General features: G+C 76.1%; 14 protein-coding genes. 6 read left to right on the top strand and 8 right to left on the bottom strand.

Annotated elements, in window-relative coordinates:
• Positions 1–7: 7 nt before the first annotated feature.
• Positions 8–448 carry a roadblock/LC7 domain-containing protein gene (locus tag AC0693_RS19645; protein ID WP_356410959.1) on the bottom strand — a complete coding sequence of 147 codons (441 nt, stop codon included), beginning with the start codon at positions 446–448 and terminating at the stop codon, positions 8–10.
• On the bottom strand, positions 445–3,357 hold the full coding sequence (locus AC0693_RS19640) for a sensor histidine kinase (RefSeq protein ID WP_478802395.1): 2,913 nt from the start codon (positions 3,355–3,357) through the stop codon (positions 445–447). The genes AC0693_RS19645 and AC0693_RS19640 overlap by 4 nt, the downstream gene beginning before the upstream one ends.
• A gap of 426 nt (positions 3,358–3,783) precedes the next feature.
• Between AC0693_RS19640 and AC0693_RS19635 the strand changes: the two genes are divergently transcribed.
• Complete coding sequence (locus tag AC0693_RS19635) at positions 3,784–4,215, top strand: hypothetical protein (RefSeq protein ID WP_478802394.1); 432 nt, start codon at positions 3,784–3,786, stop codon at positions 4,213–4,215.
• 38 nt (positions 4,216–4,253) lie between these two features.
• Here AC0693_RS19635 and AC0693_RS19630 read toward each other — a convergent pair whose 3' ends face one another.
• The 4 genes from AC0693_RS19630 to AC0693_RS19615 form a co-directional block, all read right to left on the bottom strand.
• A complete protein-coding gene (locus AC0693_RS19630; protein WP_478802393.1) occupies positions 4,254–8,852 on the bottom strand; it encodes a hypothetical protein in 4,599 nt (1,532 codons plus the stop codon).
• A 95-nt stretch (positions 8,853–8,947) separates the two neighbouring features.
• Positions 8,948–9,850 carry a hypothetical protein gene (locus AC0693_RS19625; RefSeq protein WP_356410950.1) on the bottom strand — a complete coding sequence of 301 codons (903 nt, stop codon included), beginning with the start codon at positions 9,848–9,850 and terminating at the stop codon, positions 8,948–8,950.
• Positions 9,847–10,020, bottom strand: coding sequence for a hypothetical protein (locus tag AC0693_RS19620; protein WP_478802392.1), 174 nt, complete (start codon positions 10,018–10,020; stop codon positions 9,847–9,849). Before AC0693_RS19620 ends, AC0693_RS19625 begins: the two co-directional genes overlap by 4 nt.
• Positions 10,017–11,567: a hypothetical protein gene (locus AC0693_RS19615; RefSeq protein WP_468468904.1), complete on the bottom strand. Its 1,551-nt coding sequence runs from the start codon at positions 11,565–11,567 to the stop codon at positions 10,017–10,019. The genes AC0693_RS19620 and AC0693_RS19615 overlap by 4 nt, the downstream gene beginning before the upstream one ends.
• Positions 11,568–11,631: 64 nt before the next feature.
• On the opposite strand from AC0693_RS19615, the gene AC0693_RS19610 reads away from it, so the two are divergent.
• From AC0693_RS19610 to AC0693_RS19600, 3 genes are all read left to right on the top strand, one after another.
• Positions 11,632–12,447 carry a LamB/YcsF family protein gene (locus tag AC0693_RS19610; protein ID WP_478740833.1) on the top strand — a complete coding sequence of 272 codons (816 nt, stop codon included), beginning with the start codon at positions 11,632–11,634 and terminating at the stop codon, positions 12,445–12,447.
• A gap of 95 nt (positions 12,448–12,542) precedes the next feature.
• Positions 12,543–13,154, top strand: coding sequence for a 5-oxoprolinase subunit B family protein (locus AC0693_RS19605; protein ID WP_469332040.1), 612 nt, complete (start codon positions 12,543–12,545; stop codon positions 13,152–13,154).
• A 59-nt stretch (positions 13,155–13,213) separates the two neighbouring features.
• Positions 13,214–14,074: a 5-oxoprolinase subunit C family protein gene (locus tag AC0693_RS19600; RefSeq protein WP_478802414.1), complete on the top strand. Its 861-nt coding sequence runs from the start codon at positions 13,214–13,216 to the stop codon at positions 14,072–14,074.
• Between the two features lie 528 nt (positions 14,075–14,602).
• Here AC0693_RS19600 and AC0693_RS19595 read toward each other — a convergent pair.
• Together AC0693_RS19595 and AC0693_RS19590 are read right to left on the bottom strand one after the other, a co-directional pair.
• Complete coding sequence (locus tag AC0693_RS19595; protein WP_478802391.1) at positions 14,603–16,000, bottom strand: HEAT repeat domain-containing protein; 1,398 nt, start codon at positions 15,998–16,000, stop codon at positions 14,603–14,605.
• Between the two features lie 303 nt (positions 16,001–16,303).
• Positions 16,304–16,729 carry an ankyrin repeat domain-containing protein gene (locus tag AC0693_RS19590; protein ID WP_356410939.1) on the bottom strand — a complete coding sequence of 142 codons (426 nt, stop codon included), beginning with the start codon at positions 16,727–16,729 and terminating at the stop codon, positions 16,304–16,306.
• A gap of 375 nt (positions 16,730–17,104) precedes the next feature.
• On the opposite strand from AC0693_RS19590, the gene AC0693_RS19585 reads away from it, so the two are divergent.
• Together AC0693_RS19585 and AC0693_RS19580 are read left to right on the top strand one after the other, a co-directional pair.
• Complete coding sequence (locus AC0693_RS19585; RefSeq protein WP_030706611.1) at positions 17,105–17,299, top strand: hypothetical protein; 195 nt, start codon at positions 17,105–17,107, stop codon at positions 17,297–17,299.
• 52 nt (positions 17,300–17,351) lie between these two features.
• A complete protein-coding gene (locus AC0693_RS19580; RefSeq protein WP_469319389.1) occupies positions 17,352–18,959 on the top strand; it encodes a hypothetical protein in 1,608 nt (535 codons plus the stop codon).
• Positions 18,960–19,032: the final 73 nt, after the last annotated feature.

Here is a 19,032-nt window from a genome sequence, read left to right as displayed (position 1 = left end):
GTCCGGCTCACCCTCCGGCTGGCAGCCCGGTGCGCGGTGCGGTCGCCAGGTGGACGCCCACGCGCTTGACCATCAGGGTCATCTCGTAGGCGACCTGCCCCACGTCGGAGTCGGCGTCGGAGAGCACCGCGAGGCAGCTGCCGTCCCCCGCCGCCATCACGAACAGGAAGGCCTCGTCCAGTTCCACCATGGTCTGGCGGACCTGGCCGGACTCGAAGTGCCGTCCGACGCCCTTGGCGAGGCTGTGGAAGCCGGAGGCTACGGCGGCCAGGTGCTCGCTGTCCTCGCGGGTCAGGTCCTTGGATGTGCCGGTGGGCAGGCCGTCGCCGGAGAGGACGACCGCCTTGCGGATGCTGGCCACGCGGTCGACCAGTTCGTCCAGCAGCCAGTTCAGCTGCCCGGGGCCCCGGCCCCGGGAGTCGTTGCCTGCGGTCTGCGGTGCGGTCATCGACCGTCCCCCTCGTTCTCGTGCTCGGGACCGGTCCCGGCTGCGCTGTCGGCACCGGTCCCGGACTGGTCGTGCTGGTCGCGGGCTGCGGTCCAGCCGCGCTGGAGTGCGGACATCCGGCTGCGTACGGTCTCGGCGTCGCGGTCGGCGACCGGGCCGGCGGTGGCGTCGGCGGGCGCGGCGGCCGGGGCGTTCTTCAGCTGGGGCGCGAGGCTGGCCTGGCGGACCCGGCGGGGCAGCCCGCCGGGGCCGCTCGGAGCGGGCCCGCCGTGCTCCGCCCCGGGAGCGCTCTCGTGCACGGCGGCGGGCGCGGGCTCCGCCGCGGGCACGGGCCCGGCGGGGTCCTGCGCGGCGGCGCGGGGGGTGTCCACCCGGCGGCCGTGCTCGGCGATCAGGGTCGGGGCGCGGTGGCGGCGCGGGAGCGGTACGGCGCCGGAGGCGGGGCGGCCGGCGGTCTCCGGGCGGGCGCTCTCCAGCCGGACCGGGCCGGTCGGGGTCTGCTGCTCCCGGCCGGACCCACGGGCCGGGGCGCGGTCGCGGGCGGGGTCGGCGGGGCGGTCGCGGTCGGCGGCCCGCAGGCCCAGGAGGGTGCTGCGCGGGGTGCCGTTCGGCGGGGTCTCGTCGTCCAGGGTGGCCATGGGGGGGACGGCGGCGCCGGGGGCGGCCGTCTCGGGCACCGCGCCGTCGGCGCCCGGGTGGGCGCCGTTGGCGTGCGGGCCGCCGTCGCCCGTACCGGGAGCGACCGGGCGCCCGGCGGCGCCGATCAGCCCGTCCAGGGGGGCGGGCGGGTCGAGGCCGAGGAGGCCGAGGGGGGCCTCCAGCTCGACCGGGCCGTCCAGCAGGGCGGCGGACACCGGGCGCCGGGACGGCGTACCGTTTCCGCTCCCGTTCCCGCGCCCGGGGCCGCGGGCGGTGCCGGCGCTGTGCACGGCGCCGTTCGCGGGGCCGATCCCGGCCACGGCGCCGGCGCCGATCCCCTGGGCGCGGACCGGGCCGCGGCCCACCGCGGTCCGGTCCGCGCCCGCCAGGCGCACACCGGTGCCGTTGGTCTCGGGGGCCTCCGTGAGCACCTCCAGGGGGAGGAAGACGACCGCGGTGGTGCCGCCGTACGGGCTGGGCTGGAGCGATACCTTGACGCTGTGGCGGCGGGCGAGGCGGCTGACGACGAACAGGCCGAGGCGGTCGGTGTCGGACAGCTCGAACTCGGTCGTCTCGGCGAGCCGGAGGTTGGCGTCGAGCAGCGCGTCCGGGTGCATGCCGAGGCCGCGGTCGTGGATCTCCAGGGTGAAACCGTTGGCCACGCGCTCGCCGTGCACCTGGACCGCGGTGTGCGGGGGCGAGAACACCGTGGCGTTCTCCAGGAGTTCGGCGATGAGGTGGGTGACGTCGGCGACGGCGGGGCCGGTGATGCCGAGCCGCGGCAGCCGGCGCACCTCGATCCGCTCGTAGTCCTCGACCTCGGCGACGGCCGCCCGTACGACGTCCATCAGCTGGACCGGCTTGCGCCACTGGCGCGAGGGCGCGGCGCCGGAGAGGATCACCAGGCCCTCGGCGTGGCGGCGCATGCGGGTGGTCATGTGGTCGAGGCGGAAGAGGTCGGCCAGTTCCTCGGAGTCCTCGGTGCGTCGCTCCATGGTGTCGAGCAGCGTGAGCTGGCGGTGCAGCAGGACCTGGTTGCGACGGGCGAGGTTGACGAACACCTCGGAGACCCCGCGGCGCAGTTCGGCCTGTTTGACGGCCGCCTCGACGGCGGCGCGCTGGAGCGAGTTGAGGGCCATGCCGACCTGGCCGACCTCGTCCTTCTCGTACTCCAGGCGGGGCGCCTCGGTGTCCACGTCGACGTGTTCGCCCGCGGCGAGGCGGCGCATGACGCCGGGCAGCCGGACGCCGGAGACCTCGTGGGCCTCCTTGCGCAGCCGCGAGAGGTCGCGGATCAGGTCGCGGCCGATGCGCACGGACAGGACGAGGGAGACGAGCAGGGCCAGGAACCCGAGGACGCCGGCGACGGCCGCCTGGACCAGGACGTCCATGGCCAGGGGCTCGACGCGCTTCTGGTAGCGGTCGCCGGCGGCGGTTCCCATGGTGGCGAGGTCGTCGAGGACCCGTCCCACGGCCTCGTCCCACTTCTCCCCCGCCATGCGCGGGTTCTTGATCGGACCGGCCACCACGATCCGCTCTTCGGCGTCGCGCAGGGGTTTGCTGGCGGGACCGCTCCAGTACTGCTCGAACAGCTCGCGGTCGCCGGCCGGGAGGATCGCGAGGTTGATGTCGTAGAGCAGCCTCCGGTTGGCCATGAGGTCGCTCATCGTGCGGGTGTCCTTGGCACTGATGTTGTGCGCGGCCAGCGCGGAGGCGACGACGGCGTCCTCGCGGGAGAGCGCCTCGCGGGCCCGGGTGATGCCGACCAGGGCCCGGCCTTCCTTGTCCATCTCGACGTTCTCCAGGGCGTGGAGGTTGACGAGGAAGTCGTAGCAGGGGTCGACCAGGCGGCTGTAGAGCTCCAGCGCCTGGGACGGGTCGAGGGTGGTCTGGTCGACGGAGCGGCGCAGGGCGCCGATGCCGTGGAAGGCGTCGAGGATGGAGCGCAGCCGCTGGGCGGCGTTCGGGGTGAGTTCCTCGACGACGTCCGGGTCGGTGGCGTTGCGGGTGAGGTCGTCGACGATCGCGTCGGTGGCGGCGCGGCGCTGGGTGAGTTCGGCGGTGGCGACGGCCGAGCGCGGGTCACCGAGGACCACGAGGCTCTGGCGGCGCTCCTTCTGGACGACGCGGACGACGTCCTCGATGGGGTAGCCGACCTTGTCGATCACGTAGGCCACGTCGAGGAGTTCGACGGCCTGCCGGCCGGTGATGACCGTGGCGAAACCCCAGAGGGCGGTGAGGGAGACGAGCGGCACGAGGAGCAACGCCACGATCTTCCGGCGGATGGATTTCCCGCGAAAGCGCATGGCCTCCCCAGCCTCCCCCAGCTCAACCCCGCTGCCGGGGGTCGGTGTTCCGTCAATTAAACGGCGTGAGCCTACTACTGCCGGGGGCGGCCCTCGAAGGCGTGTCCGGACATTTTCGGCCGGACCACCGGTCGAAGATCACGCGTTGCCCGGTACTTCCCGGCATGTGCGGCCCCATATGCGGCACATGCGACCTGGTGGGGCGTCAGTTCCCGTCACCACAGGGATGGCTGGAATTATGTGTGCGGGGGCGGATGCGGGGTGGCCGGGGACGGACCACGGGGACCGGGCCGCGGGTGAAATGGCGCAGATCCGGGAATCTCCGCCCCTCTTCGAGCGTCTATCAGTTCGAGGCGGCATGGCGAGCCGTCTGGTGGGGAGTAGCGAAGCATGGGCAGCGGTGTGTACGACGACGGAAACGGGCGAGGGAACGGGCGGCGGATCGGGACGGCCCCCCGGGGCCGTCCCCTGTGGGTGGAGGAACCGGCACGGCGGCGCAGGATGCCCGATCCGGTGCGCACGGCCGCCGTGCGGGCGGTGCTGATCGTCGCCGTGACGCTGACGCAGGCCACGGTGGCCTTCCTGCTGGCCGTGGCCGGGTCGTGGCTGGTCCTCCCGATGGCGCTCGGCGCGATAGCCGGGACGGTGGTGGCCACCTGGGGGGTGCTGGACGTCCTGATCACCCGGCAGACGTGGAACCAGCGGTACGGCGTGGTGTCGGTGCCGAGCAGCACGGCGCGCGAGCTGCGCCGGGACCGGCGGCGGGCCCGGCGCGCCGCCCGGTCCGGGCACATACCGGTCGCCACGGGCGGGATGCGCTGACGGGCCGGGCCGTGGGCGGACGCCCACGGCCCCCGCCCTCAGTTGCGGCGGTACATCCGGGTCGCCGTGATCTCGCCGTGGATCGGCTCGCCTTCGGGCCGCTGCTGCGGCAGGCCCGGGCGCAGGTGCTCCTCGACGCTGATGTACTTCAGCCCGGCCCGCAGGTCTGCGTCGTTGCGCAGCCGGATGACCAGCGGGAACTCCGCGAGGGCCGTGGTGTCGAACAGGCCCGTCGTGTACAGCAGCTGGACCCCGAGGGCGTCCGACACGGCGCGCTGGAGTTCCAGCAGGTACGTGGCGTTCGCTCGCCCGATGGGGTTGTCGAGGAACAGCGTGCCCGCGTGGCGCTGCCTGTCCCGGCCGCGGTCGTTGCTGCGCAGGGCGGCCATCGTGCAGTAGAGGGCGATGGCGGCGGTGAGCAGCTGGCCGCCGGAGAACACGTCGCCCATCTGGCCGACCGGTACGCGTTCGGCGCGCAGCACGGCGTCGGGCTTGAGGATCTCCACCGCGATGCCCTTGGGCTCCAGCGCGGCCTGGACCCCGCGCAGCAGCAGGGACATGCCGTCGCGGCGGCCCTCGCCGAAGGAGGCCGCGCTGTTCTTCTTGACGGCCGCGCGGGTGGCCTCGTCGATGACCTCGCCGAGCCGCTCCGCGAGGGTGGCCTGGTCGGGTTCCTCGAAGCGGATGCGCAGGAACTCCTGCCCCGACCACTCCCCCAGTCCCTCGGGGAGCTGGGAGAGGCGCTGGGCCGAGCGGAGCGTGGCCAGGGCGGATTCGACCAGTCCGCGCAGCCGGTCCACGATGCTGTCGCGGTTGCGCTCCAGCTGCTCCAGTTCGTCGGTCAGGACGCGCAGCCGCGGGGCGAAGGCGGTGGCCCAGGAGGCCGCGTGCTCGGGCAGCGAGGCGGCCGGGAGTTCGCGGATCTGCTGGCGGGCGGGGGTGCGTACGGCCTCGTAGCGGGTGGAGTTGGCGTGCCGGACCAGGATGTCGCTCGCCTCGCGGACCGCGGCTTCGGCGGCCGAGAGGTCGCCCGCGAAGCCCCGCAGGGAGCGGCGGGCCTCGGTGGCGCTCTGGCGGGCCTCCTCCAGGCTCCCCGGGAACGCGCCGGAGCCCTGCTCGTCGGCCTCCTCGTGCGGGCTCTGGTCGCGCATCAGGTCCCGCAGCAGGGCGGCGGTCTCCTCGAAGCCGCCCGCGCCGTCCTCGGCCGCGCGCTGGGAGCGCAGCAGGTCGGCGTGGGCGGCCCGGGCGCGCTCGACGTCGGAGCTGTGGGCGGCGAGCCGGGCGGTGGCGGTGCGCAGCAGGGCCTGGGCGCCTTCGGCGTCGACCGGGACGAGTTCCTCGGGGAGTTCGGCGTGCGCGGTCCCCTCGGCGGGCGCGTGCCGTTCGGCTTCGCCGCGCAGCCGGCCGAGCTGCTCGCTGGCCGTGGAGGCGCGGGTCTCCAGCATCTGGACGAGGGATTCCGCGCGGGCGGCGGCCGCCTGGCGGGAGGGGCCGTCGGAGCCGTCGGTGCCTTCGAGGAGCTGGGCGGCGCGGGTGCGGACCTTGTTGCTGAGCCGGTCGACGTCGGCGAGGGCGGCGCTCTCGTCGCTTTCGGCGCGGGCCTGTTCGGCGCGCAGGTCGGCGCCGACGCCGACCTTCTCGTACAGCTGGGAGGCGGCCCGGTAGGCCTCGCGCAGGTCGGGCAGCGGCCTGCGGGCCGCGTCCTCGTCGACGGGCGGGTGTTCGGGCGCGCCGGCGATCTCGGCGCGTTCGGCGCGCAGCGCGCGGGCGGTGCGGCGGGCGTCGTCGGCGGCGCGCTGCGCGGCGCGGCGGTCCTCGTCGGCGGACCGGGCGCGGTCGAGGCAGGCCTCGGCGCGGGCCTCGGACTCGGCGGCCTCGTCGGCGAGTTCGCGCAGCCGGAGCTGCCAGCCGGCCCGCTCGCGCAGCCGGTGGGCGAGCCCGGCGAGGGCGTCGGCGGCGCGGCGGGCGCGCTGGGCGGCGTCCTGGCGCTCCTCGCGGATCCGGGCGGCGTCGGTGGCGCTCTCGTCGGCTTCGGCGCGGGCGGTGCGGGCCTCGGCCAGTTCGGCTTCGGCTTCCTCGGCGAACGTACGGGCGGCCGCGGCCTGCGCGGCCAGTTCGGCGAGGCGTCCGGGAGGGCAGCCGGTGCGCCAGGAGGCGAGCCGGGCGGCGAGGGCGCGGTCCGCGCCGAGGCGGGCCGCGAGGTCGCGGATCTCGGTGTCGCGGGCGGTGGCGCGGGCGCGCAGCGCCTGGCGTTCCTCGTCGGCGGCGTGTTCGTCGTGCATGGCCGGGTTCGGCGGTACGAGGAACACGCCGGTGTCGGCGTCGGGTCCGGCGGGCGGTACGGGCGCCAGCAGCGCGGCGGCGGTGCCGACGGCGACGGCGGAGCGGGGCAGCAGCGCGGCGGCGGTGAGCACCTCGCGGGCCCGGCTGTGGGTGTCGGGGTCGGTGATGACCACGCCGTCGACGAGTTCGGGGCGGGCGGCGAGGACGGCGGCGTGGTCGGCCGGGTCGACGGCCTGGGCGAGGTAGCGCCAGCCGGGGAGGGCCGGGATGCCGTGTTCGCCGAGGTACTCGACGGTGGCCAGGACGTCGGGGCCGGGCGGCAGCAGGCCGCCGTCACCGAGGGCGCCGAGGATGCGGGCGTCGTCGGCGGCGGCGGTGCGCAGGTCGAAGAGCTGGCGTTCTGCGGTGGCGACGTTCGTGTCGAGGAGGTCGCGCAGCTCGTCCGCGCCCCGGTCGAGGTCTTCGGGGGTGAGGCCGGGGGCCGGGTCGGTGGTGTCCGCACCGGGAGCGGCCGGGAGGCCCAGCAGGTCGGCGAGGCGGGGGGCGGCGGCCAGCGAGGCGGCGGCGCGGTGCTCGGCTGCGTGGGCGGCCTCGGCCGCGTCGGCGGCGTCGGCCGCGCGGGCGGCGGTGAGTTCGGCGCGGGACTGGGCGGCGGCTGCCTCGCGGGCGGCGTCGGCGGTGGCGCGGGCGGCTTCGCGGGCCTCGTCCCAGGCGGCCACGGCGCTCTTCTCGGCGTCGCTCGCGGCCAGCGCGGCGCGGGCCGGGTCGGCGTCGGGCGCGGAGTCGTCGAGCCAGCCCGCGCGGACGGCTTCGGCGGTCTCCTGCTCGACCTCGGCGAGCCGGGCGCGCAGGTGTTCGGCCTCGCTGCGGGCGCGCTGGGCGGCGGTGGCGGCGGCGGTCGCGTCGCGGTGGGCGCTCTCGCCGAGCTCCTGGAGCGCGGCGGAGCGCTCCTCGCCCTCGTTGGCGACCTCCTCGCCCGCTTCGGCGGCGGTGTGCAGGGCCCGTACGAGCGCGGCGGCGGCGGTGGCGCGGGCGGCCAGCGCCGGCGCCGCGTCCCGCTCGGCTTCGAGGATGGCGGCGGCGACGCGCGCGGAGCGGTCGGCGGCGGCGCGGTGGCGCAGGACGGACTCGGCGGCCTGCCAGGCGGCGTGCAGGGTGCGGGCCTCGAGGAGTTCGCGGCGCTGGGCGGTGGCCGCCTTGTCGGCGACGGCGAGGGCCAGCGAGGCGTGCCGGTAGGCGAGTTCGGCGGCGATGGCGGCGCTGCGGTCGCGGGCGGATTCGGCGGCGGTGACCTGGTGGGCGGCGTCGGTGACCCGCTGGGCGAGGTCTGCGGCGCGGCCGCGCTCCTCGGTGGCGCGGGCGGACAGCCGCCGGGCGAGGGTGCGCGTACGGCGTTCCGCGCCGGCGTGGACGTCGCGGGCGCGGGCGCGGGCCGCGGTGGCGTCCACGATCCGGCCGAGGAGGTCGACCGAGCCGGCGGTGAAGTCCCGTTCGGCCATCAGCTCGGCGCGCCGGCCGAGTTTGTTGCCGAAGCCGTGGACCAGGTCGGCGAGGCCGTCGGTGTCGCGGGTGTCGGTGACGGCGCGCAGCAGCAGGTCGGTGAAGTCGGAGTCCTTCTTGACCGCGAAGAGCCCGGCCGCCTCGCCCTCGTCCGCGTTCATCTCGCGCTGGTAGCGGAAGAGTTCGGGGTCGAGGCCGAGGTCGGTGAGGTGTTCGTTCCAGCGGTCGTGGATCTCCTCCCAGGAGACCTCCAGGTGCGGGTAGGCCTTGCCCGCCTCGGTGAGCGCGTCGCGGAAGCCCTTCATGGTGCGGCGGCGGCCCTGCGCGCCGGAGACGCCCTCGACGACGGGGCGCACGGCGGTCGACTCGGCGACCGGGAGGTTGTCCAGGCTCAGTCCGGGGCCGGGGCGGAAGGAGTACCAGGCCTCGGCGAACTTGCGCGGGTCGTTGGAGACCTGCCGGCCGCGCCATTCGCTGACCTTGCCGACGACGACGCACTCGCCGGTGCGGGTGTGCTGCCACTCCAGGGCGACGTGTCCGCAGTCGTCGGCGAGGAGGAACTTGCGCAGGACGCCGGAGCTGGCCCCGCCGAGGGTGTTGCGGTGTCCGGGCAGCATCACCGAGAAGATCAGCTTGAGCAGGACGGACTTGCCGCCGCCGTTCTCCAGGAACAGCACTCCGGCGGGCGCGGGGCGCCGCGGCGGGCCCGCCGGCTCGTCCTGGAAGAACTCCGCCTGGGTGGGCGCCGGGTGGGGCACCGGCTCGCCGACTCCGCGCAGGTCCAGCACGGTGTCGGCGTAGCGCGCACCGGCGGGTCCGATGGAGTAGAGGCGGATCCGGGACAGCTCGTACATGGCGGACTCTCGTGGGGGCTGGGTGCGGAGGGCGGGTGGTGGCGGGGTCGGCGCGTCGGGCGCCCCGGCGGGGGGGCGGGCGGGCCCGGCGGGGCTCAGGTGTGGAAGGGCAGGCCCGCGTCGGCGGCCAGTTCCAGGTCGTCACCCTCGGGGGGCGGCAGCAGGGTGGCGGAGCCGTCGCTGACGGCGACCACGCCCAGGTCGAGCAGTTCGGCCATCGCGGCGCTGCCGGCCATGTCGCGGACCTGGAGCTGGTAGCGGGGGGTGGTCCGGTAGGTGCCTCCGGCGTCGTCGCCGGTGCGCTGGAGGAAGCCGGACTCGGTGAGGAAGGCGGCGGCCTTGCCGACGATGCCGGTGGTGGAACCGGCGAGGCGGCGGGCGTCCTTGGTGGCGCCGGTGGCGCTGCGCCGGGCGTAGACCCGCCAGGCGGCCTCCAGGCCGGGGGCGTCGGTGGCGGGGTCGGTGTTCTCGCCCTGCTCCTCGGCGCGCTCCTCCAGGCGGCGGCAGGTCTGGCGGACGAAGGCGTCCACGCCGTTGACCGTGACCCGGCCGATGTAGCCGTCGTCGGCGAGGTCCTCGGGCCGGGGGAAGGCGAGGGCGGCGACGGCGAGGTGGGCGAGGCCGTGCAGGAACCGGTCGGCGGAGTCGGCGGTGGTGCGGCGGGCGTAGTCGCCCATGCGGACGGCGAAGACGGAGTCCTCGCCCGCGGCGACGGCCATCCCGGCGCGGGTGGAGACCTCCAGGACGACCAGGCCGAGGCCGGTGGCGACGGCGTCGGCGAGCCGCCCGAAGGCGGGGTCCTCGCGGTAGCGGCGCAGGAGTTCGGCGTATTCGGCGTCGCGGGCGGGCAGCAGCTTGGGCTGGAGCCCGAAGGCGACGAGCCGTGCCGCGTCGGCGGCGTCGGCCGGGGTGACGGGTGCGCCGGCCAGGGCGTGGGCCGGGGCCCCCGCCGCGTCGGGCTCGCTCCACGCGGGGTGCTCGGCGTGGTGGTCGCTCACGGGTACGTCTCCTCGGGGGCGGTGCGGATGCGCTCGGCGCGGGCTGTCGGGGTGGCGGTGCCGGGGCACCCGGCGCCGTGTGCGGTACGGGCGCCCGCGCCCGGCGGGGGCGGTGGCGGGGCGGCCGCGCCGGCCGGGGGCGGGGGGACCCGGTGCGGAGGCCGGGTCATGCGGCTTCCGCGCGGGCCGCGGTCATGGCGGCCGCGTCGAGGAGGGCCGTACCGACGATGAGGTCGGCGCCGCCGAACTCCGGGTCGTCCAGTTCCGTGCCGTCGTCCACCGCGAAGAGGAGCCGCTCCTCGCCCTGCCGGTACGCCGTGCCGACCGCCGGGCTCGCCGCGTGCACGGCGAGCAGCGCGACCAGGTACGGCAGGTCCGGATCGCGGCGCCGGGCCTCGGCCAGCAGGCCGGACAGTCGGCGCGGGGCATCGTGCGGGAGGTCCAGCAGCCGCATGGCGACGGCGAGCTGCTCCTCGCTGAACCGGCTGTCGTCGGGGGTGGCGATCAGGTCCGGCTCGGGCATCTCCACGCCGAGGTGCTCGCGCTCGACCGGCGGGGTCAGCAGGATCTCGACGAGGTCGGCGACCCGTACCGAGACGGGGGTGCGCAGTCCGGTCCCGGCGGCGAAGAACGCGTCGGTGACCCGGCACGCCTCGGACACCGGCAGCGGCAGAACGGGGGCGACGAGCTGCCCGTACAAGTCGATGCCGGTGCGGGGCGCGGGCGCGGCGAAGGCCTGGCGGTCCTGTTCCGCGCGGAAGAGCGGTCCGGCGTCGAGCAGCCGGGACTGGAGCTGGGTGTGGCGGCGGATGCAGTCCTTGACGATGTCGACCAGTTCGGCGGCGCGCCGCTTGTTCTCCGGCTCCTCGGCCTCGTCGCGGGCCTTGCGGATGTTGGTGAGGATCGCGTTCTCGTGCCGGTAGCGGTCGGCGACGTGCTCCAGCGCCTCCGCGATCATGTCCGGGACGGCCTGGAGCCAGTCCACGGCGCGCACGTTGCGCCGGGTCGCGTCGAGGGTCCGGCGCAGCGTCTCGGCGTACTGCACGGTGCGGTAGCGGGCCTGCTCCGCCGCGAGTTGGGCGTCGGCGAGCCGTCCCCGGCTGATCAGCACCTCCAGCTTCACCTCGGCGGCGATCTGGGCGCTGGTGACGTCGGTGTCGAGGGCGCCGACGAGGACGTTGACGGCCTCGTCGGTGGTGCGCAGGTACACCGCTCCGCCGTAGCCGGGGACTTCCTCGATGAGCTTGAAGTCGTAGTCGCGGCGGACGTAGACGCCGTCGGGGCCGAAGGTGCCGTAGATCGCGCGGAAGCCGCGGTCGACGCTGCCGACGTTGATCAGGTTCTCCAGGACCCAGCGGGCCACCCGCTCGTGCTCGGCGGCGGGGCGGGCGGGTGCCTGGGCGGCGACGCGGGGCAGCAGTCTGGCCACTATCTGCTCGTGGTCCGCGCCCGTGTCGAAGTCCATGTTCAGCGTGACCAGGTCGATCGCGGAGAGCGCGATCTCGGCCATGGCGTAGCCGCCGTACTCGCCGGCGAGGTTGGCCTTGCGCACGTCGAGGTCGTGCAGCGGCGCGGTGCAGGCGAGCGCGCGCAGGCGTCTGGCCAGGCCCTCGTCGGCGGCCGGGCCCGACGCCGGGGACGGATGGGTCTTCGCCGGGGCTGGGAAAGTCACGACGGAAAGACTAGGCGCTGACACGGACAACATCCCAAACGGCATGGTTCGGCCGGATCGTCCGCCGGACCCGTGGGCGCCGCTGTTCTACGCTCGCCGCATGGCATCCATGATCACATCCGCGCACACCTCCTCCGGGCCCGCGCCGGACGCGTCCGGACCCGTCATCGACCTCAACGCCGATCTGGGCGAGGGGTTCGGCCGCTGGACCCTCACCGACGACGAGGCGTTGCTGACGGTGGTGACGAGCGCCAACGTCGCCTGCGGTTTCCACGCCGGGGACCCGTCCATCATGCGGCGGGTCTGCGAGCTGGCCGCCGAGCGCGGGGTGCGGATCGGGGCACAGGTGTCCTACCGCGATCTGGCGGGCTTCGGGCGGCGGGCCATGGAGGTGCCACCGCGGGAGCTGGCGGCCGAGGTGGCCTACCAGATCGGGGCGCTGGAGGTGTTCGCGCGGGCCGCGGGGTCGCGGGTGTCGTACGTGAAACCGCACGGCGCCCTCTACAACCGGACCGTGCACGACGCGGCGCAGGCGGCCGCGGTGGTCGAGGGCGTCCGGCTCGCGGCGGGGCCCGGGGCGGACCTGCCGGTGCTCGGCCTGCCCGGGTCGCTGCTGCTGGCGGCCGCCGCGGAGGCGGGGCTGTCCGCCGTGCCGGAGGCCTTCGCGGACCGGGCGTACGCGCCCGGCGGGACGCTGGTGCCGCGCGAACGCCCGAACGCGGTGCTGGGGACCCCCGGAGCGGTGGTGGCCCAGGCCCTCGCGCTGGCCGCCGGGGGCGCGGTGACGGCCGTCGACGGCTCCCGGGTGCCGGTGGCGGCCCGGTCGCTGTGCCTGCACGGCGACACCCCCGGCGCGGCGGACCTGGCGCTGCGGGTGCGGGAGGCCCTGAGCGGGGCCGGGATCCGGGTGGAGGCCTTCGCGTGAGCGGTGGCGGGGGTGCGGGGGGCGGGGGCGGGTCCGGGTCCGCAAGCGGGTCCGGGTCCCACGGGCGGCCCGGGGTCTCCGGGGAGGGGGTTCGGGTGCTGCGTGCGGGGGACGCGGCGTTGCTGTGCGAGGTGGATTCGGCGGCGGAGGTAGCCGCGCTGCACGCGGAGCTGCTGCGCCGCCGCGCCGCGGGCGAGCTGGGCGGCGTACGGGAGATCGTGCCCGCCGCGCGGACCGTGCTGCTCGACGGGGTGCGGGAGCCCGGCGCGCTCGCCGCCCGGATCCGCGGCCTGCGGGTGCCGCCGCTCGCGCGCGCCGAGGGGCCCCTGGTGCGGGTGCCGGTGCGCTACGACGGGCCGGACCTGGCCGAGGTGGCCGCGCTGTGGGGCGTCCCGGCCGCGCGGGTGGCCGAGATCGTGGGCGGGACGGAGTTCCGGGTGGCCTTCTGCGGTTTCGCGCCCGGTTTCGGCTACCTGACCGGGCTTCCGGAACGCTTCCATCCGCCCCGCCGCGCCAGCCCCCGTACGGCCGTCCCGGCGGGCTCGCTCGCGCTGGCGGGCGAGTACGCGGGCGTGTACCCGCGCTCCTCCCCCGGCGGCTGGCAGCTGATCGGGTCCACCGACGCGGTGCTGTGGGACCCGGCGCGCGAGCCGGCCGCGCTGTTCGCGCCGGGCGTGCGGGTCCGGTTCGTGGCGGTGGGCGCGTGACCCGGCCGGACGGCGGCCTCACGGAGGGCGACGGCGCGGAGGGCGACGGTGCGCCCCCCGTGCCCGGCCTCGAAGTGGTGCGGGCCGGGGCGCTGACCACCCTCCAGGACCTGGGGCGCCCCGGGTACGCGCACCTCGGTGTTCCGCACTCCGGCGCACTCGACACCCCCGCGCACGCCCTCGCCAACCGCCTCCTGGGCAACCCGGCCGGCGCCGCGACCCTGGAGACCACGCTCGACGGGGTCGCGCTGCGCGCGCTCGCCCCGGTGACGGTGGCGGTCACGGGAGCGCCCTGTGCGGTACGGGCGGCAGGGCGCCCGGCGGCCTGGGGCGCGCCGGTGCGGCTCGCGGCCGGGGAGGTGCTGGAGGTCGGGGCCGCGGTGTGCGGGGTGCGGAGCTACGTCGCCGTGCGGGGCGGCTTCGCGGTTCCCGCGGTCCTGGGCAGCCGCTCCACCGACCTGCTGTCGGGGCTCGGGCCGGCGGTCCTGGGCCGGGGCACGGTGCTGCCGGTGGGGGCGCCCGGGGGGCCGGTCCGCGGGGCGGACGGTTCGCGGCTGCCCGCGCCGCCGGTGGAGCTGGTGCTGCCGGTGCTCCTGGGGCCACGGCACGACTGGTTCACCGGTGCGTCGGTGGCCGCGCTGGGGCGGACGCGCTACCGGGTCTCCTCGGCGGGCAACCGGATCGGGCTGCGCACCGAGGGCGGGCCGCCGCTGGTGCGGGCGCGGGGCGGTGAGCTGCCGAGCGAGGGCATGGTGCGGGGGGCGGTGCAGGTGCCGCCGGACGGGCTGCCGGTGGTGTTCCTGGCCGACCATCCGGTCACGGGGGGCTATCCGGTGCTGGGGGTGGTGCCGGGGGCGGCGCTGTACGGGGCGGCGCAGGCTCGGCCGGGGGTGTCGGTGCGGTTTGTTCCACGGGGGTGAGGGGGGCGGCGCGGTGGCCCCGGCGCCCGGCGCCGCCCCGGCCGTGCCGCCGCCTGCATCGCCTGGCCGTGGGTGCACTCGTACCCCGGCGCGCGGGGCCCGGTCATCTCCTGCGCCGGCGGCTCCGCGCCGCCGTGCCCTCAAACGCCGGGCGGGCTGGATGTGCGGCGTGCGGCGCCGCCCTCGACTCCGTACCAGCGCCTGACGGCCGCTGGGCCTCCGGCGGGCCCTCAAACGCCGGGCGGGCTGAATTCCCGCCGGTGGGGCACGCAGCACGCACAGCGACCCGGCATGGCCGGGACCCTCGCGCCCCGCCGCTCGCGCCTTCGGCGAGGCTTCGCACGCCCGGCAGGCTGCATTCCCTCCGGTGGGGTCACGCAGCACACACAGCGACCCGGCACGGCTGGGACCCTCGCGCTCCGCCGCACGCGCCTCCGGCAGGCCCTCAAACGCCCGGCGGGCTGGAAATCCCGCACTTGCCGGGCCGGGCCGGGGGCGGGCCGGGGGCGGGGGCGGGGGCGGGGGCGGTTACACCGCGGACTCCGGGGTGATGCGGTTGCGGACGGCGGACTGGACGTCTTCCTCTTCCGCCGGGTCCGCCGCCAGGCGGCGCAGGCGGGGGGCGACGCGGGCGTCGGCCGTTTCGGCGTGGTGGGCGGCCACCTCGCGGGTGGTCTCCTCGCAGTCCCAGAGGCACTCGACCGCGAAGCCCGCCGCGAAGGAGGGGTCGGTGCTGGCCAGGGCGCGGGCGGCGCGCCCGCGCAGGTGGGAAGAGGCCGTCTCGCGGTAGATGTGCCGCAGTACGGGCGCGGCGCAGCCGATCGCGAGCCGTCCCGCGCCGTCGACCAGGGGGTAGAGCCGGACGGTGTCGGGCCCGGCCGCGCGGACCGTCGTACGCAGCGCCCCGAGCACCAGCCCCGCGTCCTCGGCTCCGCCACGGGCCGCGAGGAGGGCCGCCGCGGCCGCGCCCAGGGCGTCGGGGCGGTGGACCCAGCCGCGGGCCCGGTCGACGGCGGCGGGGCCGCACATGCGCTCGTAGGCGGCCACGGCGGGTTCGTCCCCCGCGGCTTCGATCAGGTCGAGGACGGCCGGGTTGTCCGGCTCGGCCAGGACCAGGTGGTGCAGCGCGGTGGCCCGGGCGGCCTCGCCGGACGCGCCCGCGGCGGCGGCCAGGATCGCCGGCCGGTCCTCGGGGGTCGCCACGGCGGCCAGGCAGCGGGCCGCGGGCACGTGCAGCGGCGTACCGCGGCGCAGCCCGTCCTCGGCCCAGTCGAAGACGGCCTGGACGCCCCAGCCGGGGCGGGGCCCGGACGGGGTGAGCTGGCGCTGCCAGCGGTCGAAGGAGCCCTGCTGGCGGGCGGCGCGCAGCCGCTCGCCGAACTCGGCCCCCTCCTCCCACAGGCGCCACGGGCGCGGTTCGTACGCGTCGCGGACGGCGGCGGCCAGCCGCGCCCCGCCCTCGGCGGTGTCGGGGAAGCGGGCCAGGACCGGCCGGGCCAGGGCGCGCAGCCCCGCGTCGTCGTCGCGCAGCGCGAGTTCGTCCAGGGCCCAGGCCCAGTTCGATCCGCTCGCGGCGTAGCGGCGCAGCAGCATCAGCGCGTCGTCGCGGCCGTACGAGGCCAGGTGGCCGAGGACGGACAGGGCGAGGCCGGTGCGGCTGTCGCCGTCGTCGAGGAGGTCTTCGGCGCCGAAGAGGTGCGCCTCGATCTCGCCGAGGGGACCGCTGAGGTCCAGGTACAGGCGGGCGTAGTACAGGGAGCGGTTCTCGACCTGCCAGTCCTGGCGCGGATCGCGCAGTACGCACTGGTTGAGGGCCGCGAGGGCCTCCGCCCGGGGTGCGGCGAGCGCGTGCAGCGTGCCGTCACCGCGGCCGCGCTGGAGGAGACCGAGCAGGGTCCCGCTCGGCGCTATGACTGGTTCGAACATGGCAAGGGCCTCAAATCAAGCTGGGGACGCGACCGGGAATCGGGATTCACAGGGCCGCGTAACAGCATGTGAGGACGTTCGCCGTCTTGTTCCGCTCGATGTAGACCATTGCCTTCTCACTCTCTCGGTGCGCCCGGTCCGGCGGCCGGACCGGGCGGGGACCTGTCTTGTCCTGCCCGTTCCTGCCCGTCCGCCGGTGCGCGAATCGAATCCGTCGCCATGATGACCCAGCCGGTTTGTGCACCGCGACCACATTTAAGGCCGCCGTGACCAACCCGGGATCCACGCCCCCGCAGAAACGGACTACTTGGCTCCGAAGAGTTCGAGCAAGTCGGCCTTCCCGAACATGCGCGCGGTGTCGACGGCCGACGGCGTGCCCGCGTTCGGGTCGGCTCCCCCGGCGAGCAGGGCGCGGATGACCGGCTCCTCGCCCTTGAAGACGGCGCCGGCGAGCGGGGTCTGGCCGCGGTCGTTGGCGCGGTCGCCCTCGGCGCCGCGGGCCAGCAGGGCCGTGACGGCCTCCGCGTGGCCGTGGTAGGCGGCGAGCATGACCAGGGTGTCGCCCCGGTCGTTCGTGAGGTTCGCCGGGACGCCCGCGTCGAGGTACGCGGTGAGCGTCTCGGTGTCGCCCTGGCGGGCGAGGTCGAAGATCTTGGTGGCCAGCTCGATGACGTCCTCGTCGGGAACCTCGGGGACGTCCGGGTGGCCGTTCTCGGCGTGCTCGCTCATCGGGTCGTACCGCCTCTCGTTCGCTGCCTGGCGTGAAGTTTCCCCAGGCCGGGCGGGCAGGGGAACGCACGGCACTACGTCCGTACGGGTGAATCGACAGAGTACTGCCCGCGCCCGGACATGACGGGGCAGGACCGAGGCAAAGATCACCCCCGGGGCGGGAGCGGTACCGGAGCGGGGCCGGAGGGGGAAGTGCCGCGCCGCCGGGGCGGGACCGGGACGGCGGCGACTGGGCCGGATCGGTGAAAAATTACAGGAATCACCCATCTGCACCTTTTATCGCATTGATACTTGCTGTGAGCCTGGCACAACTGATGGTGACTGTCCCCTGCCCCACCACCCCTGCCCCCACCAGGAGAGTCTGGAGAGCAACTCATGGTCCTGTCCATCTCAGGTGTCGTCCTGCTCGGCATCATCTGCTTCCTCTTCTTCAAGAAGGACGGGATGAAGCTGTCGCACGCGTTCGTCTGCTCGCTGTTCGGCTTCTTCCTCGCCGGATCGGCCATCGCTCCGAGCATCACGGCCAGTACGGCCAGCCTCGCGAGCCTCCTCGGCGGCATCAAGCTCTGACCGCCCCCACCCCGCCCGTACGGCAGCAGCACGACAGATCCAGGAGACGCCCGTGGCCCGGCGCCCACTTCCCCGCATCCTCATCAGCGGCAACGCCTCGCTGAGCCGGGGCCGCGACCTCGCTCGCACGGCCGCCGACAACGCCACGGACGTCCTCCATCCGCTGCTGACCATCGGCCGGGGCATCGGTGTCCTGGCCGCGGCGGGACGGCGCCGGTGGGCCTCCACCCCCAAGGACAAGCGTGGTCCCGCGCTGTTCCTGGGGGCGGCCTGCCTGCTCGTGGTCGCGCTCGTGCCGTACGGGCCGCTGCTCGCCCTGATCACCCTCATGGCGGCGGCGGCCTGGCACGGGCGGGACCGCACCCCCGTGCGGACCGGACCCGGCGAGGCGGAGACCGAGCGCCTCGCCGCCCTCTACGAGGCCCTCGTCCCGTACTTCTCCATCCCGGAGGACCCCGCTCCGCTCTTCGCCCACGGCGGCGAGTGGGACAAGGCCTTCAGCGACTACTCCTTCGACGACGCGGGCCGCCTCACCCGGCTGCGGATCCGCTACCCGGCCTACTTCACCGACGGTGAGGCCGCCTCGCGCGCCCGGATCGAGTCCCTGCTGCACGCCAAGTCCGGGCGCGGGCGGGAGTACCTGTTCGACTGGGACGAGGAGGGCAACCAGCTCGACCTGAGCGTGCTGGCGGCGCTGGCCACCGGCATCGCCGCCCAGCCCTTCGTGACCATGCCCGGCGAGACGGTCCTCGGCTTCACGGACGCGGCCTCCGTGCAGCGCACCCTGCCGGTGGCCGACGGCGAGGAGACGCGGGACGCGCCGCCGGTGATCTGGCGGACCGGTCCCCGCTCCACCGAACCCCACCTGCTCGCCGTCGGCCAGCCCGGCAGCGGCACCTCCACCCTGCTGCGCTCCATCGCCCTGCAGGCCCTGCGGCACGACGGCGACGTCCTGGTCGTGGAGGGCGGCGGCAGCGGCGAGTACGCCTGCCTCTGCGGGCGCGCGGGCGTGCTCGCCGTGGAGAGCGGGCCCGCCGGGGCGCTCGCGATCCTGGAGTGGGCCGCCCGGGAGACCGAGCGGCGGCTGATCGCCGGGCACCGGGCCCGCGAGGCGGGACAGCCCGCGCCCGAGGACGTCCGGCGTCCGCTGTGGATCCTGCTCGACCGGCCCAGCGTGCTCGGCCACCTCGCGGCGGCCGAGGGGCGCGCCGATCCTCTGGCGCTGCTCCAGGTCCCGCTGCGGCACGGGCGGGCCGTGCACGTCACGGTGGTGGTGGCCGAACAGTTCGACCACCTGGAGCTGCTCGGCGACGCCGTGTGGCAGCACACCCGGGCCCGGGTGGCGCTCGGGCCCGCCGGGATCCAGCAGATCGCCGAGGTGCTGGGGGTCCCCCCGCACACCACCCCTCCCGCGCAGGTCCCGCCCGGGCGCGGTTACGCCCGCCTCGGCTCGGGGCCGGTCCACCGGCTCCAGGTGCCGGCGACCCCGGACCCCTACGACGACGCGGCGCACCCGGCGCACTGCCGGGCCGTGCGCGAGCTGCTGCCCGAGCGGGCGCACGCCACCCTGTCGAAGCCGCCGCGCCCGGACCGGGCACCGGCCCAGGGCTCCTCGATCGACGCCTCGGAGATCCCGGAGGTCGCGGCGGACGCGCCGTGAGGAAGCCCCGGCGCCCTGCCGGGCCGGCCGCCGCGCGGACCCGGCCACCGTGAAGGGGCGGGTGAAGGGGCGG

Source organism: Streptomyces sp. NPDC043876, from assembly GCF_056435825.1.
This window is presented reverse-complemented; position numbering and strand designations above follow the sequence as displayed.